The 16,798-nt window shown below is 74.4% G+C and carries 6 protein-coding genes; 5 read left to right on the top strand and 1 reads right to left on the bottom strand.

Translation table 11 applies throughout. From position 1 onward, the window contains the following. Positions 1 to 128: 128 nt before the first annotated feature. Complete coding sequence (locus ACWDD7_RS20800; RefSeq protein ID WP_450458415.1) at positions 129 to 1,463, bottom strand: PP2C family protein-serine/threonine phosphatase; 1,335 nt, start codon at positions 1,461 to 1,463, stop codon at positions 129 to 131. Between the two features lie 392 nt (positions 1,464 to 1,855). Between ACWDD7_RS20800 and ACWDD7_RS20795 the strand changes: the two genes are divergently transcribed. From ACWDD7_RS20795 to ACWDD7_RS20775, 5 genes are read left to right on the top strand one after another with little or no spacing between them, the layout of a single operon-like run. Continuing rightward, the gene (locus tag ACWDD7_RS20795) at positions 1,856 to 3,304 is read left to right on the top strand and encodes a lipase/acyltransferase domain-containing protein (protein ID WP_450458414.1); all 1,449 of its coding nucleotides are present in this window, start codon (positions 1,856 to 1,858) and stop codon (positions 3,302 to 3,304) included. Positions 3,305 to 3,308: 4 nt separating this feature from the next. After that, positions 3,309 to 7,349, top strand: coding sequence for an NACHT and WD repeat domain-containing protein (locus tag ACWDD7_RS20790; protein WP_450458413.1), 4,041 nt, complete (start codon positions 3,309 to 3,311; stop codon positions 7,347 to 7,349). Beyond that, positions 7,342 to 11,034, top strand: coding sequence for an AAA domain-containing protein (locus tag ACWDD7_RS20785; RefSeq protein WP_450458412.1), 3,693 nt, complete (start codon positions 7,342 to 7,344; stop codon positions 11,032 to 11,034). Before ACWDD7_RS20790 ends, ACWDD7_RS20785 begins: the two co-directional genes overlap by 8 nt. Continuing rightward, positions 11,027 to 14,272, top strand: coding sequence for a hypothetical protein (locus ACWDD7_RS20780; protein ID WP_450458411.1), 3,246 nt, complete (start codon positions 11,027 to 11,029; stop codon positions 14,270 to 14,272). Before ACWDD7_RS20785 ends, ACWDD7_RS20780 begins: the two co-directional genes overlap by 8 nt. Beyond that, entirely contained in the window at positions 14,269 to 16,707 is a 2,439-nt protein-coding gene (locus ACWDD7_RS20775) for an ATP-binding protein (RefSeq protein ID WP_450458410.1), read from the top strand. Before ACWDD7_RS20780 ends, ACWDD7_RS20775 begins: the two co-directional genes overlap by 4 nt. The last annotated feature ends 91 nt before the right edge of the window (positions 16,708 to 16,798 follow it).

Raw genomic sequence — 16,798 nt, 5'->3', positions numbered from 1 at the left:
CGGGCCGACCTCCGCATCGACACCGCCCCGGCCACCATCATCCGCCGTATCGGGGGGATCCTCCACGGCTGGGGACGGCCGGTGAGGGTGAGGGAGAGGGGGCGCCGGCGGGCCGGCGTCCGGTCCGGTCAGGACGACGGGGCGCGCAGGGCCAGGATCGCCATGTCGTCGTGGCCGTCGCTGGGGTGGTGGTCGGCGAGGGCCTGGACGAAGTCGTCCAGGGGGAGGGAGGCGTACTCGGCGACGAGGTCGGTCAGTTCCATCAGGCTCTGGTCGATCGGGCGGTCGGGGTGTTCGACCAGGCCGTCGGTGAAGAAGAGCATGGTGGCGCCCGGCGGCACGTGGCAGGAGTGGTCGGGGCGGTGCTGCGCGGGGTCGACGCCGAGCGGCAGGCCGGGTTCGGCGAACAGGTACTTCGCCGGGTGTCCCGGTGCGATCAGCAGATGCGGCATGTGACCGGCGGTGCTCCAGGACAGCCGCCAGCCCGCCTCCTCCGGTTCGATACGCGCCAGCGTGGTGGTGGTGATGGGGTTATCGGTGATGGCCTGAAGGGTGTGATCCAGTTGGGACAGGATGGTGCCGGGCGCGCTCCTCCGGTCGAACAGCAGGGCGCGCAGCATGTTGCGGGTGGAGGCCATGGCGGCCGCGGCCCGCAGATCGTGGCCGACGACGTCCCCGATGACCACCGCCACCACGTCGCCGGGCAGCGGGATGGCGTCGTACCAGTCGCCGCCGAGCTGGCTGGGTTCGGCGGCGGGCCGGTAGACCGCGGCGGCGGTGAAGGGGCGCAGATCGGGCAGGGTGGGCAGCAGCAGGCGCTGGAACTGTTCGGCGCCGTCACGGACCCGTTCGAACAGGCGGACGTTCTCGATGGCGATGCCGGCGGCGCCGGCCAGGGCGATGACCACGTTCTCGTCGTCGGCGTCGAAGGGCTGTCCGTCGTGCCGTTCGGAGAGGTAGAGGTCGCCGTAGATCTCGCCGCGGACGCTGATCGCGACGCCGAGCAGGGTGCCCATGTACGGGTGCCCTTCCGGGAAGCCCACGGAGGACGGATGGGCCGCGATGTCGTCGACCCGGAGGGGCTCGGGGTGGTGGATCAGCTGCCCGAGGACTCCCCGGCCGTGGGGGAAGTCGGTTCCCGCGAGGTCGGCCCGTTCCTCCTCGGTGAGGCCGACGGTGATGAACTGTTCCAGCTTGTCGCCGGAGGGGGCGAGCACGCCGAGCGCCCCGTAGCGCGCGCCGACCAGGTCCATGGCGGTGGTCACGATGCGGTACAGGACCGAGGGCAGTTCGTTCTCCCGGGTGATGGCGACCACCGCGTCCAGCAGGCCCTGGAGCCGGTCCATGGCGTCCAGCAGGCCGCGCATCTGCTTGTCCATGCGGCCCAGCTCGGTCCGCAGGCGTACATGCAGGTCCGAGTCGTCCGGCTGCCTCGGCGACGTCCTGTCCTCGGGCCCGGCCATCAGGGGCACCCCGTCGCCGGTCGTCCGGTCTCGGAGCGGTACATTGCGCCCTCCTGGGGTGACTCTGAGTCATCGGGACACGAGGCACGGCATGACGAAACGGGCCTTTCGGTCACCTATTAAAAAATAGGGCAGTGTGCGCCGTCCTGCCGCTCGCCGGTGGCCGCGACACGCGGGCGGACCTCGAAGCGCGTGGTCCGCGGGCCGCCTCGGCCCGGTGTCCCGGGACCTTCCCGTGAGGCGGGGAACGCTCAAGCGGAAGGGGCAACTCCCAGGTTGAGCAGGTCAGTTGAGGCGGTCACAGAGCGTGGTCTGCTGTGCTAGCCTCTTGGATTCCGTCCGTGACATCGGCCGCGAGAACGCGGACCGTCAGAGCGTTCGAGGCGAAGCTCATGCGCAGAAGAAATCCGGGACGAAGGCTGCACGACGCCGTGGTGATCGTGCCCGGCATCATGGGCAGTGAACTCAGGGATGCCGGGACCGGCCGCATGTTATGGGGGGTCGGGAAGCTCCTCGCCTACACCGCGAGGGCCCACACCGAGCGCCTGCGGCAGCTCGCGGTGACCGAGGACGAGCGCGAGGGCCGCACCGGACGCGTCGAGGTGACCGGTCTCCTGGAGAGCGCCGAACTGCTGCCGGGGTTCGGCTCCGCCCACCCCTACAGCGCCATGGTCGCGGAGATGCGGCGCAGCGTGGTGGACTCCGCCGCCCTCCTCCCCTTCCCCTACGACTGGCGGCTGTCCGTCGAGCACAACGGCGCCCTGCTCGCCGCCGCGGCCCGCCGCCACCTGGACGCCTGGCGCGCCCATCCCGAGCACCGGCGGTATGTGGAGGCCGACCCCGAGGCGGGGCCCGCCCGGCTGGTCTTCGTGGCCCACTCCATGGGCGGCCTGCTCACCCGCGAGGCCCTGCACCGCGACCGCACCCTGCGGGACGACATCCGGGCGGTGATGACCGTCGGCACCCCCTTCAACGGCTCGGTGAAGGCCGTGCTGATGCTCAACGCCGGCAAGGGCCTGCCGCTGCCCGTGCCGGCGGCGGCCCTGCGCCAGGTCGCCTCGACCATGCCGGGGCTGTACGACCTGCTGCCCACCTACCGGGCCTACGAGGTCGACGGCGACATGCGGGTGCCGGGCGTCGAGGACATCGTGGCCGTCGGCGGGCGGCGCGATCTGGCGAAGGCCGCCGTGGACTGGCGTACCAGCCGGGCCGGGACCACCCTGCCCGAGCACGTCACGGTCGTCGGCATGGGCCAGCGCACCTGGACGAGCTACCGGCTCACCGACGGCACCGCGGTGTTCGGCCGGTACCTCTTCAAGCGCTCCAACGACGGCCGGCTGCTCCCCGACGCCGAGGGCCGGCCCCAGCGCGACCCGCGGACCGGGGACGGCACGGTGTACCAGTACGCGGCCCAACTCCCGGGCACCGTAAGGCCGGTGCACTTCTACCACGAGCACGGCGGCCTCATCCGCGCCCGCAGCGTCCTCGACATGGCCTCCGGCCTGATGCACGGGCTGCGCCACCCGGAGGAGCGGGGCGCCATGCTCGGGGACGAGGCGGAGTTCGAGCTGTGCACGCCGGAGTGGTCCGCGCTGGGCGAGCCGTTCGCCATCGAGGTCGACGGGGTCGCCCGCCGCGCGGACCTGGAGTGCAGGGTGCGCGGGATCAACGGCCTGGACGAGATGCTGACCCCGGTCCTGAAACCGGTACCGGGTCGGCCCGGCGTGCTGGCGGCCTCCTGTCTGCCCGGCCGGCCGGGCATGTACGAGGTGGAGGTGACCGGCGGCGACGAGCCCAAGCGGCGCCTCGTCCCGGTCCTCGACACGGTGCACGACGGCTGAGGTCATGGCGGCGGAGCTGGTGTCGGCGCGGCCTGAGCCGATGGCCGTGGGGGGCGGGGACGGCGCGGGGACCGTCGGGGGCGGTTCCGCGTCGTCCGTCGTGCCGCGGCAGGGCGGGGAGGCCCGGGACGGGACGGCGGCGGAGGCGTTCGACGTGCATGTGCTGCCCGTCGGGCATGTCGCCGGGTATCCGAAGGCGGACACCGCCGCGGAGGCCGCCGCCGTGCTCGGCGTACTGCGGCGGATCGGCGGGCAGCCCGCGGCGCGGCCGTCCGTCGGGCCGAACACCGTGGAGTCCCTCGCTGCGGCCGACGACGAACTCGCCCGCTGGTCGGGGGAGTACGGCGACATCGGCGAGCGCCGTACGAAGGACCGGCCCTCGGCCCTGGTCTGGCTGGGCCATGGCCGCCAGGGCACCATGGGGCCGACGCTGCTCGTGCCAGGGACGGCGGATCGCGGGGACTGCGCCCAGCTGACGCCGGACCTGTTCGCGCACCACCTCTTCGCCGAGTGGCGCAACCGCCGCGCGGAGGAGGGGCATTGGGCGATCGTGGTGATCGAGGCGTGCAAGTCGTCCGACTTCGCCCGGGTGGTGCGTGGCCGGTTCGACCGTCCGGTCGCGACGGACGACGCCCCCTACTCCATCCTGCTGATCGCGACGGGGAAGGACGCGGCGCAGGCGTACCTGGGGACCTTCCGGGAGACGCTGGAGGACTATCTCGACGGCCTCACCAGCCACGACGTCTTCGAGCTCCGGGACCTGCGGAGGTATTTCAAACAGGCGGGGCACTACTGCGAGTTCGGGGACGAGTCCTGTGACGAGCTGAAGCTTCTGGTGCGCGACCGGGTGCCGTTGCCGGGTGTCACCACGGTGGCCGAACAGCAACGCAGGCAGCGGGAGTTCGACGCCGAGCCCGTGACCGGGCCCCGGGTGGCCGAGTCGCCGCAGGAGCGGGAGCGCGCCGGATTCCTGGAGGTCGTACCGCACTTCACCGGGCGGGCGACGGAGCTGGCCGAGGTCGTGCGGTGGGCCGTCGAGCCCGGACCGGAGCGGGTGCTGATCGTTCCCGGGGCGCCGGGCGTCGGCAAGTCCGCGTTCCTCGGGGAGGCGCTGCGGCGGCTCAGGCGGGAGGGGGCGCGGGTCGGGGCCGTGCTGCGGCTGACGGGGAGCACCGCGGCGGAGGTCCGCGGCCGGCTCGAAGAGGTGCCGGAACTGCGGGCGAGCGGGGGGCAGGCGGCGGAGCGGGGGCCCGTTCCGGCGGAGTCCGGCGAGCGGATCCTCGTGGTCGCCGACGCGCTCGACGAGGCGCGGGACCCGGTGCCGACCGCCCAGTTGCTGCTGCGCGCGGCGGCGGACCATCCCCGGGTCTCGCTGATCATCGGTACCCGCCCCTCGCCCGGAGACGGCCGGGACCGCGACGGCGCCGGGATCGACCTGCCGACGGTGCTCGGCGCGCACACCGGGAAGGCGCGGGTCATGGAACTCCTGCCGGACCCGGAGGCGGCCGGTGCCTACGCCGTCGACGCGGTGCGCCGGGTTCTGCGGGAGGGGGCCGGTTCAGCGTGGGGGGAGACGGTCGCCGAGACCGTGCGGGCGGCCGTCGAACAGCATGTGCGCGAGGGGTCCTGGCAGTTCCTCCAGGCATCGCTGCTCGTGCAGGGGATCGAGGAGAATCCGCAGGTGCTGGCGCCGGACCCCGATGCGCGGGAGGGCCTGCGGCGGCTATTGGACAAGGACCGCTCCGGACTGTTCGGGGCCGCCGTGGCGCGGCTGACGGCGGAGATGCCGATGGCGTTGCCGTTCCTGCGCGCGCTCGCGCTCGGCCATGGCCGGGGCCTGCCGCGTGCGGACGGGGTCTGGTTGCAGGCGGCGAAGGGGCTGGCGGGCCGGGACGGGTGCGCGACGGACGAACGGGCGCTCACCGGGTTCCTGGGCAAGGCCGCGGCCTATGTGCTGCTGGACGGGGAGGACCGGCGCAGCGTCTACCGGCTGGCCCATCGCACCTATGCCGAACGGCTGGCCGCCGAGGTCGGCGGCGAGCAGCGGTCGGCGATGCTCGGCGCGCTGCTGGAGCTGGCCGCGGGACAGGTCGCCGAGGGGCTGCCGCCGAGCCCGCACCTGGAGAGCCGGCTGGCCGAGTACGCGGCGGACTGCGGGACCTCCGGATGGCGTCGGCTCGCCGGGTACCCGGCCGTCCTGGACCGGTTGCGGGTCGCGGCGCTGTGCGGGCTCGCGCTGGCCCCGGGGCGGCGCGGCGGCGGGACCGTGCCGACCGATCTGCCCATCGAGGTCCTGGGCACGGTCGCCTCGGCACACCTGATCGAGCGCTCGCACCCCGCCGACCGGCCCGGACTGCGCCAGCTCGGCGGGCTGCGCGCCTGCGGCGGCCTGCACCCGGCCGGGACCGGCGCGGCGTGGCAGATCCGCTGGGGCGCGTTGCGTCGTACCCCGCCGCATCTCCAGCTCGACGCCGGCCAGATGGTCACCGCCGTCGCCGCGCGCCCCGACCGGCCCTGGCTGGTGAGCGGTGCCCGCGACGGCTCGGTGACGCTGTGGGAACCCTGGCGGAGCCACGCCCCGGTCCTGCTGACACGCGGCTGCGACAGCCCGGTCACGGCCGTGGCGGCGAGCGGTGCCCCGGGGACGGCGGGCGCGGGTCTGGTCGTGGCGGCGCACGAGGACCGCACGCTGCGGATCTGGCACACCGAGGCCGGGGCCGGCGAGCGGGTGGTGGAGACGCCCGAGCCGGTGTGGCAGCTCGCGGCGCTGCCCGACGGGCGGTTCGCCGTGGCCGGGGAGACGGGCTGGCTGGCCCTGCTGGACCCCGGGCCCGCCGGGGAACCGGGACAGGCGTGGCTGTCCCCCGCGCCGGGCGCCCCCGGCAGCGATGTGGTGGGGCTGGCCCCGGTCACCGGGCCCGAGGGGGAGCGGTGGCTGGCGGTGGCCGAGCGGGCGGGGGACCTCGCCCTGTGGGACGTGGCCGGGGAGGTGCCGCGCCTGCTGCACACCCTGAGCCTGCGCCGTCAGCTCGTGGCGCTCACCGCGGTGGCCGGTGCCGAGTCGGCGGTGGCCGGTGCCGACGGTTCGCTGTGGCGGTGGGACGCGGCGCCCGACGGGCACGGTGCGGTCGAGCAGGTGGCCGGCCCGACGCCGTCCGGGGCGGGGGCGGGCCCCGCCGCGCTCGCCGTGTGGCAGGCGGGCGGTGCCGGGCAGACGGTTCTGTGGGGGGACCAGCGGGAACTGTGGGCCGTGGGAGGGGGCCTGCCCCGTCGGCCGGTCGGCGGCGGGACGGGCGCGGGGGCCCGTGCGGTCGCGGTGCTGGCGGACCCCGAGGGAGGGCAGATGGTGGCGGCCGTGGCGGAGCGGGGCTCGACCATCCACTTCTGGGATCCCTCGGTGCACGTGGCCGACGCGGCGACGGCCATCGGGGTGCCGTTCGGCCGGATCACCGGGATGTACCGGTACGACACCGAGGAGGGCGCCGAGGCGTTGGTGCTGTGCCATGAGGTCCGGACGCCGGGACGGACCGCGAAGGCCGTAAGGGTCCTGGACGCGGGCGACGGGCGGGAGTTGACCGGGGAGGCGGGCCGCGCGGCCTTCCGCCGGGGGTGGGACGGCACCGACGGCCGCCGCCCCGAGGAAGCGACGCACGCGCACGACGGCGACGTCGGCGGGCGGGTGCCGCTGCGCGGGGCGGCGTACCGAGGGATGTGGGCGAGCGCCGGGCACGACGGCGACGTCCTGTTCTGGCGCACCGACCGGACGTCCACCCGGTCCTTCGTCCCCGACCGCCGCGTCCGGCTCGGCTCCCCCGTCCTGGGCCTGACGGCGCTGTCCGACGGGGGCCTCGCGGTGGCCCTCAGGGACGGTGTGGTCGTCCTGGCCGTGGCGGCGGAGACCCACGAGCGGTCCGCCGCCGTGCCACGCACCGCCCCGGAACCCGCCCCCCTCGCTCCGCGCGCCGCCACCCCGCCCGCCCGAACAACCGGCACAGTCGAGAACTCCAGTCCCAGGGATGACGGAACGGGGGACCAGGATGGATGAACCGTGGGAAGAGCTGGACGTGGAGTTCCAGATCAAGGATCTCTTCACCGGCGGACGGGCCGTGTACGCGCCGCAGGGCGGCGGGTGGGAGCTCGACGGTGGGGTCGAGCATGTGATCGAGGGGTGGTTGACGCGCTTCGTGCTGCGCGCTCCGCGTGGCGAGGAGCGGCCCCGGGAGGTGTCGCTCTTCCACGGGGTGGACGACCTCGCGGGCGAGCTGTGGGACCACGAGGTACGGAATCTGCTGCGGCTGCGGATGCTGGGGCATCCGGCGCTGCCGGAGATCGTGGACGGCCGGTTCGACAAGACGAACCGCGTGGCCTTCATCATGACGCGCAAGGTCGGGGGCCCGCTGGCGGAGGAGGACTGGGGCGACGTACGGGAATGGGTCGCTCACCACCCGATCGTGGCGTTCGAGCAGTTCAGCCTGCTGGTGGACGCCCTCAGCCAGTTGCACGGCACCAGGATCGTGCACCGCAACCTGACCCTGGGCGCGATCCGGCTGGCCATGGAGCCCCATCGGCCGGAACGCGCGGCGCTGGCGCTGACGCGGTTCGAACTCAGCGCCCTGCTCAAGAACCTGCTGCACCACGTGGCCGGACCCGACGACCATCGCTCCCAGGCCGTCAGGGAGTTGTTCCTCACCCCGCCCGCCGACGTCCCGCGGGCCCGGCACCTCGCCTACCTCGCCCCCGAGACACACCCCTCGCTCCTCGGCCAGGTGCGCGTGCGCAGGCTCGACCACGGCAGCACCGATGTGTTCGGACTCGGCGTGCTCGGCTGGGAGCTGTTCCTCGGGGCCGTCACCGAGCTGCTGCCCGAGGAGTGCGAGGCGGTGGAGCAGGCGTCCGAGGAGCGGCTCCCCGAGACCCTGGCCGCGTTGCACACCGCGATGCGCCGCATGCTGACCACGACGACGAGGGCACCGCGCCGGCTGCGGGAGGCGCTGGGTGACATGCTCGACCCGTCCCCCAGCGGCCGTATCTCCTCCTTCGACGCGGCGGCCGCGCTGCAACGCCACTGGACCGAGATCACGCTGGGCTTCGCCCCCGACGAGCAACACGACCAGAAGCCAAGGCTGCTGGCCTTCATGCCCGAGAAGTCCGTGCAGACGGTGCACGAAAGCCGGGGCTGGACCGACCACCGCCCCGACACCCCCGAAGGCTGCCGGGAGCTCCAGTCCTTCCTGGAGGACGAGCTGCGCCAGGCCCAGCTGGTGCACAGCCCCAGCGGCGCCCAGGGCTTCGTGCACGGGGACTCACCGCAGTCGCAGGCCGAGGCGCAGTGGGTCCTCATCGGCAACCAGGCCGTGTGGTTCTGCGCGTTCCACTACGACGAGGCGATCAGCAGCCGCCGCAAGAAGATCCACACGGACACGCTCGTCATCAAGTACCTGCTGGACAAGCGGTACGCGGACGACCTGCTGGCCGCCTGGCCCCGGCGCAGCATCGGCAAGGTCGACCTCGTGCCCTTCTGGGTCGGCCAGTCCATCGACAAGGGCGGGGAGTCCCGGCCCTCCTGGGAGGACCTGACCAAGGCCGTCGTCACCGAGCGCGCCGTGGACCACCAGGGCTCGCAGAAACTGCTGCGGTCGTACCGGTTCATGCTGGAGTACCAGGGCGTGGCGCTGCGCGCCCGCCAGTACCCCTACGTCCGGGTGCGCTCGGAGGAGGGCGACGCGATCGTCCTCACCCAGGACCACGAGCGCGACCGCCGCTGGCTGCACGGCGATCCGCTGCTCACCTCCTACGCCCAGCCCCAGCGCAGGCCTCCGCTGGGGGACTTCGCCCGGCAACTGCTCACCGAGAACGAATGGGCGCGGGTCACCCTGGTGGAGGATCGCACCGGTCGTGACGGCCACCCCACCGACCCCTACTTCGGCGGCGCCACCGTGGAGGCCCGGCTGAAGGTACGGCTGGACGCGGACTCGGTGCAGATCCAGCCGCTCGGCGGCCGCCAGGTGCCCGAGCGCGGCTGGCTCAGGCCCGACGAGGACCGCGGCACCGAGACCCAACTGCGCCGTGAGGCCCGCGGGTTGGACTCTCTCGCGCACAAGCAGGGCCTGGTGCGCATCCTGGACGCGCCGGAGGCCATCGAGCTGCGCAGCAGGGGCGGTACGAGCCGGGACCAGCGCGAGCTGCGCGGCAAGGGCCAGACCATCGTCTCCAACATGCTGCGCTTCCACCCCTTCTACGCCCTCCAGGGGCCGCCCGGCACCGGCAAGAGCACCGTCGTCTCCAAGGCCCTGCGGGACTTCCTGGAGATGGAGCACGGGGCCCGGGTCCTGGTGAGCGCCCAGTCGAACGACGCGCTCGACCAGCTCGCCGAGAAGATCGTCAAGGAGCTGCGGCCGCGCATCGAGGACCGCTCCCTGCTCGCCCTGCGGGAACTCTCCCGCAGCCGGGAGCGGGAGGAAGCCCCTTCCTCGGTACGGAAGTACACGGCGGAGAACATCGTCGAGGACCTCGTGGCGCACATCGTCCGCCGGGTGGCGGAGGGCTGCGAGGGGGCGCGCGGCGAGGACGAGAAGCGGCTGATGAAGCGGTGGGCCGAACTCGCGGGCGACACCCGCCTCGAACTGATCGAGCGGGTGAAGTCCGGCGCCGACATCGTCTTCGCCACCTGCTCCATCGCGGGCACGCTGTCCGACGAGGTCCGCGACCCGAGCGACATGTTCGACTGGGTGATCATCGAGGAGGCGGCCAAGGCCTGGCCCACCGAGGTCGTCATGCCGCTCGTGCGGGGCGTGCGCTGGACGCTCGTCGGCGACTACCAGCAGCTCGGCCCGCACCGCGCCCAGGACATGCAGAACTTCCTGGAGGGGCTCGCCGCCCACGAACACGACCGCATCCAGGCCCACTACGCCAACCAGCACACCTACCTCGACCATCTGCACATGTTCCGGCGCTTCTTCGAGGGCCACGACCCCCGGCGCACGGCCTCCTCGCAGCGGCCGATCGACGTCCTGGACACCCAGTTCCGTATGCACCCCGACATCGCCAAGCCCTTCGCGCGGGCCTTCTACCCCGACGCGGGCCCGACCGGCACCTTCCTGACCTCGGACCCGCACATCGACCAGGTCCACGGCCGCACCGAACCGCCGTACGTGACCGACGCGCCGCTGGTGTGGCTCGACACCTCACGGCACGACGGCTGCCGCGACACCCCCTACTGGGGGAACGAGGGCGAGGCGGAGCTGATCGACGACCTCGTGGCCCGGCTCGGGCTCGCCCACCGCACGGACCCCGGGGAACTCGTCGTCATCACCCCCTACCGCAAACAGGCCGGCATCCTGGAGTCCAAGGGGCTGCGGGGGCGGGTGCACACCGTGCACTCGTTCCAGGGCGGCGAGGCCGAGGTGGTGATCGTCTCGCTGGTGCGCAGCGCCGTGCGCGGCGAGGGGACCCGGGGGAACATCGGCCACACCGCGCAGCCCGAGGTGGTCAACGTGATGCTGTCCCGGGCGCGGAAACTGCTCGTCGTGGTAGGCGACCTGGCGCATTTCGAGCAGTACGGCGGGGCCGACTGGGAGACGGTCATCGAGGCGTTCCGGGACAGCGGGGTGATCGTGGACGCGGTCACCGAGGACATCACCGGCGGACGACGCGCGGTCGTACCCCCGCAGAGGGAAGCGGACCCCGCGCCCGTCGCCGGAGCCACGGCAGCGGAGGACGCCGGTGAGTGAGACGACCCTGGTGGCCCTGCCCTGCCGGGTGATCACCCTCAGGGTGGAACTCGGCTCGGAGGCCGGCGCCTCGACCCTGGAGGAGCTGGTGCTCGCGGCGGTGGCCGGCGGCCGCACCACCGTGGACTCGCTCGGCGACCTCTTCTCGCTGCCCCGCCGGCTGATGCTGGACGTGGTGCACGCCCTGTGGAGCCGGGGCTTCCTGGCCGTCGACTTCACCTCCCACACCCTGGAGGGCACCCCGGCGGCCGAGGCGGTCCTCGGCGACGGCGACGGGGCCCAGGCGGTCGCCACCACGGTGGAGCCGCGCAAGTTCCTGTTCGACCCGGTGACCGAGACGATCCTGCCGTACCGGGACGGCAGCGTCCGGGTGCCGCTGGGCGCCCTGGAGATGCCGATGGCGCGGGGCGTCTCCGCGGAGGACCTGCCGCAGACGGAACTGCTGCGCGCCGTCCGCCAGGCCGTGGCCGAGGACCGCCGCTCCCGCGGCGTGCGCCGCCGGGTCCTGAACGTGTCCTTCACCAACCCCGTGCTCAGCCCGCCCGAGGCGGTCCGCTGGACCCCGGTCGAGGTCGTGGTGAAGAAGGACCCCGGCAGCGGCCAGATCGCCGCCGTGCCCGTCGAGGCGCCGTCCGGCTGGGGGCGCAGGGGCGCCCAGCTCTTCCAGGCGCACGTCACCCACCTGCTGCGCACCCGCCCCGAGAGCACCTTCGTCAAGAAGCTGCTGAACCGCCAGGTCCCGGAGGTGGTGCGGCCCGACACCCTCAGGGAGCTGATCCGCGAGCTGGAACAGCTGGCCGAGGGGCTGGACGGCACCCCCGAACTGCCGGACCTGCCCGGCCGGCACCACGCGCTGAAGTCCAGGACGGACCAGCTGCGCGAGCAGGTCTCCGAGGCACGCAGGGCCCGTTGCGCGGCCCAGCCGGTGGCGCCCGAGGCCGGCGTCGGCTATGTCGTCGGCGACCTGATCGACCGGGCCGAGCACCAACTGGTGCTGGCCGCGCCGGCCATCGCCTACGACGCCCTCAACCCGCTGCTGCCCGCCCTGGAGGGGGCGCTGAAACGGGGCGCCACCCTCGTCGTGCTGTGGGGCGAGCACCCGACGGCGAAGCTCGAAGCCCGGTCCGAGACCGCGTTGTTCGACCTCAAGGCGCGCTATCCCGGCAAGGTGCTGTTGGAGAAGCGCAGCAGCTCCAGCGCGGCGTCGCTGCTCATCTGCGACAACCGCGCCGCCTACGTCGGCTCCCGCGGCTTCCTGTCGGCCGAGACCGGCGCCGGGGTGCTCGTGGAACCGCCCGAGGACACCGACGCGCCCCCGCTGTGCGTGGCCGACCTGCTCAGCTGGGTGCGCAGGGTCTACCCCTACTGGGAGACCGCGCGGAGCATCGCCATCGCCCCCGACGACTTCGGCCGCAGCGGCCGCGAACTCCCGGCCGAGCCCGCGCGCTGGTGGCAGTGGGAGCCCCCCGAGCTGCCGGAGGAGTGGGGCGAGGACCCCGTGGGCTTCCAGGTCGGCTGGGCGGCCGCCTGGGGACGGGTGCTGCGCGAACTCGTGGACGCGGTGAACGACGTGTACCGGGGCGCCGATCCGGTGGTGCGCGCGGTGTGGGACGGCGCGTACACCGAGGCGGTGGGCCGGCTCGTCGCGGGCGCGGGCGAACGGCTCGCCGTCACCGACGACCGGGCCGAGCACGAGGCGTGCGACGAGACCCTCGCGCTGCGGCTGCGCCGGCTGCGGGACGCGGGCGGCACCGTGCACCTCCAGCATCCCTCGCTCGGCGGCGGCCGGCGCACCGCCGCCGCGTACGACGCCCTGCTCAAGAGCCTCAAGGCGGGCGGCACCCTGCGCGTCGGCAAGGCGAGGGCACGGGCGGTGCTCAGCGATCACGAACTGGTGGTGGGCAGCCACCACCCGGTGGGACACGGGGCGGCGCATCCCGGGCAGGGCGCGGTGGCGCAGGTCGGGCTGCACGTCCTGGGGACCGCCTTCACCGCGGACTTCGCGCGCGAGCTGGGCATCCCGGAGTGGTTCGGGGACGCGGGCGACCGCGGCGACGACGGCCCCGAGTACCACCCCACGGCCGGGGTGTTCGCCGCGATCCCGGCGGACGACGACCCGTGGACGGCACTGGCCCAGCGGGAGCGGGCGGGCAGGGCGGCGGAGGAGCTGCGGCGGCACGCGGCGGCGCTGTTGATGGGCGCGGGGGACCGGGAGGCGGCAGCCCCCGACGACGCCGAGGACCAGGACCAGGACCCCGATCCGCACACCCCCGATTCCGACAAGTGGTCCCGCTGGCTCCTGGAGGACGCCTGGCGGCGCGGGGCGTTCATGGAGGCGTACCTCCTCACCCCGCTGCTCGGTGGCAAGCCGGGCGCACTCTCCGTCGAACTGGCCGCCGTGGCACTGCCGTTGGAGCACGGCCCGTTCGGCGAGCAGCTCTTCTTCAGCGCCCTCGCCCTGGAGGCCGCCCCGCCCGATCAGCGGACCGTCGCGCTCGCGGGCGCCGTCGCGGAGATGCTGCTGCACGGCGGCGACACGGGCCGGCTCGCCTGCCGGCACCTGACGGAGGGGGCGCCCGCCGAGGGGCTGCCGACGGCCTGGCTGGAGCTGGGCCGGGCGGCCCGCGCCTGCTTCGAGGCGGCACCGGCCCCGCTGCCCTTGCAGGACGTGGACGAGTGGGCGGCGGGGCAGGAGCGTTCGGCGCGCACCGACGAGCGCTGGGCCAGGCTCGCCGCCGAGGTGGACGACTTCGAGCAGGCCAAGAACCACTTCAGCTTCACGGACGGCCAGAAGCTCCACCGCGCGCTGTTCCGGCCGGCCGGCATCCTCGCCGAGGTCCGTGAGATGGCCCACGACCCGCGGCCCGCCGACCGCTGGGTCCCGGTGGTCGAGCGGCTGCCGCAGGGCGAGCACGAGATCCGCACCCAGATCGACCGGATGTCCGCGGACCTCGGCCTGCGCAAGATCGAGTGGAGCAACCACTTCGCCTACGCCCGCCGCCTCGCCGAGTTCATCGCCGAGGCCAGGTCCCTGGTCGCCCGCTCCGAGGAGGGGCGACAGGGCCCGGCCGCGCCCCGACTGACCGCCCCCCAGCGGCAGTTCGCCCGCCACCTGGACCGCTCGTGGCATCAACTGGTCAAGCAGGCGGACGAGTTGGGCGAGCCCGCCTGCCATCCGGCCAAGGCCCTGCTGGAGGCGCTGTCCGCGCTGCCGAAGGCCGGGAAGGAGAACGCATGAGCGCGCCGAGCCACGACAGCCAGGTGCGGAACCATCTGGACGGCGCCCGGCACCTGCTCGGCACCTGGCCCGGCCGGTTCCGCTACCCCGAGGTGCTGGCCCTGCTGGCGCGCCGGCAGCCGTCGTACGGCCCCGAGGACGCCGTCGAGCTGGCCCGCGCGGTCCTCGCCCGGCTCGGCGGCCGCCCCGTGCGCGTCGTCTGCGAGGAGCTTCTGGAGCGGGGCGAGTTCGACGCCGCCGAGTATCTGCTCGCGGGGAGCGCGGACCTGCGCCCGCACGACGCCGAGCGGCTGGCCCGGCAGCTGGAGAGCCTCCGGGTGAAGGCGGCCGAGCTGGTGGGACAGCGGCTGGACGCGCTCGCCCGTCGGGCCCAGGGCGCGGGCGTGGCGTGGCGGGACGACCCCGTCGAGGCCGAGGTGCTGGTGGAACAGGCCCGCTCGGGGCGGCCCCGGGTGGTCGCGCGCCTGGACGCGATGGCGGACGACCTCGAACGGCGCATCGCGGACGCCTCCCGCGAACTCGCCGCCCGGCTCCCCGCGGCGGCGGAGCAGGGCGCCGAGGACCAGGCCGTCGCCCGCATCCGGGCCCTCATCGACGCCGGTGAACTCGTCGCCGCGACCGCCCTGTTGAACCGTGAGCCGCCCGGCGCCCCGATCCCCGAGGGCATGACGGCGCCGCCGGTCTGGAAGGCGGACTGGGACCCGCGCCAGTTCCTCGACTTCCACCTCAACCCCGGCCGGCTGCGGCCCCCGGCGTTCGTCGACTGGCGGGCGGCCGACCGCGACGGACGGGAGCTGCTGGAGGCGTACGGCCGCCTGGAGCACGACGTGTCCGCCGAGGCGGCCGCCGGGTTCGCCCGCGCGCTGTGCCGCTTCCTCGGGGCGCCGCCGGCCGGCCCGATGACGGCCACGCCGGTCGAGGGCAGTCCCTTCCACCTCGCCTTCCTCGACGGCCTGTTCACCGGTCCCGCCCTCTCCCGGCTGCACCCGACCGGCCGCGTCGACCTGTATGTCGGCGGCCCCGGGGCGGTCGGCCTGCCGGACACCGGCGAGGACGAGCGGGCCTGTGTGGCGGTCGGCCCCTGCGTCGAACCGTCCGGCTACACCGACCGGCGCCCCGTCGCGGTGCTGACCCTGCGGGACCTGCTGCGCCTGGTGGTGCTCACCGAGGTACCGGACCGGGCGGCGGCCCTGCTCGGCGTCCTCGCCCCGCAGTGGCCGGTCGCCGCGCTCGCCGGGCACAACGGGCCCGAACTCGGCCGGATCCTGGGCGCCGAGGCCGACGTGGCCTGGCGCACCCTGCGCTGGATCAGCCGGCTCTCGCTGGGCTGCGGCCCGGCCGCCGTACAGGCCATGGAGCACTGCACCGGCATGGACCCGCATCTGCTGCTGGTGATGCTGCGGTACACGGAACGCCCCGCCGACGGTGCGAACCCCGTCCGGCGGTGGGCGGCGGCCGAGGGCGGCTGGCAGCAGGACGAGGCGCTGACCCATGCGCTGCGGGAGGAACTGACGGCCCGCTGCGGCGGGCCCGCCGGGGAGGCGGCCTGGTGGGCGGCGCTGGCGGCGAGCGACGCCGTCGGCGGGCACGTCGGCAGGGAGGAGGCGGCGGACATGGCCGAGGCGTGCGGCGCGGAGCCGTGGGTCAGGGAGCGGATCGTGGCCGCGGTCGACGACCTGGTGCGCAGGGGGCTGCTGACCGGCGCGGGGGACGAACTGCGGGTCCCCCTCAGCGGCATCGTGCGGGCCCTGCGGGCCGAGGCCGAGCAGCAGCTCACCGTACTGCTCGGCAGGCTCGCCCTGGAGCGGGAGGAGCGCGGCGACGGCCCGAAGCCGTGGCACCTCAACCGGTACGCGACCGTGCCCCTGTACCCCCGCCTGCGTGAGACCCCGGGCGGGTACGAGGAGTTCGCCGAGGAGGCCCGACGCCAGCTGGCCGAGGAGGACTTCGAGGGGGCCGGCGGTCCCGAGGCCGAACCGGCCGCCCTGATCGCCTCGTTGCAGCCCGAGTTCGAGGAGGCGCACCCCTACGCCCGCCTCGATGTGCGCTGCCCGCCCGGACTGCGGGTCGCGGTGCCCGAGCCCATGCTGCGCGCCGTGCTCTACGAGGTGATGGACAACGCGGCCGAGGCCCTCGCCGGGCAGGACGGCGTCCTCCAGATCCTCGTCGAGCGGGACAGCCCCGAGGTGCTGCTCGTGCTCCGCGACAGCGGGCCCGGCCTGCCGGAGAAGGCCGCGTCCCGGCCCGCGCGGATCTTCGGCCCCACCTGGACCACCCGGGGCGAGGGCCGGGGGCGCGGCCTGCACCGGGTACGCCGCTTCCTCCAGTCCTGCGCCACGGACGACGTCTCCGCCGACATCGAGGTCCTCGGCTCCGACAACCGCGCGCTGACCGGGGCGGCGTTCCGCCTGGTCCTGCCGGAACGCGAGGACTGACCCGCCCGTCGCCCTCGCCCTGCACCCCCCGGCCCCGTGCCCGCTGCGGCGTCCGCCCGGCGCCCTCGCGCGTCTCCACGCCCCGCCGCCC

The sequence above is a fragment of the Streptomyces sp. NPDC001056 genome (assembly GCF_053598955.1).
This window is presented reverse-complemented; position numbering and strand designations above follow the sequence as displayed.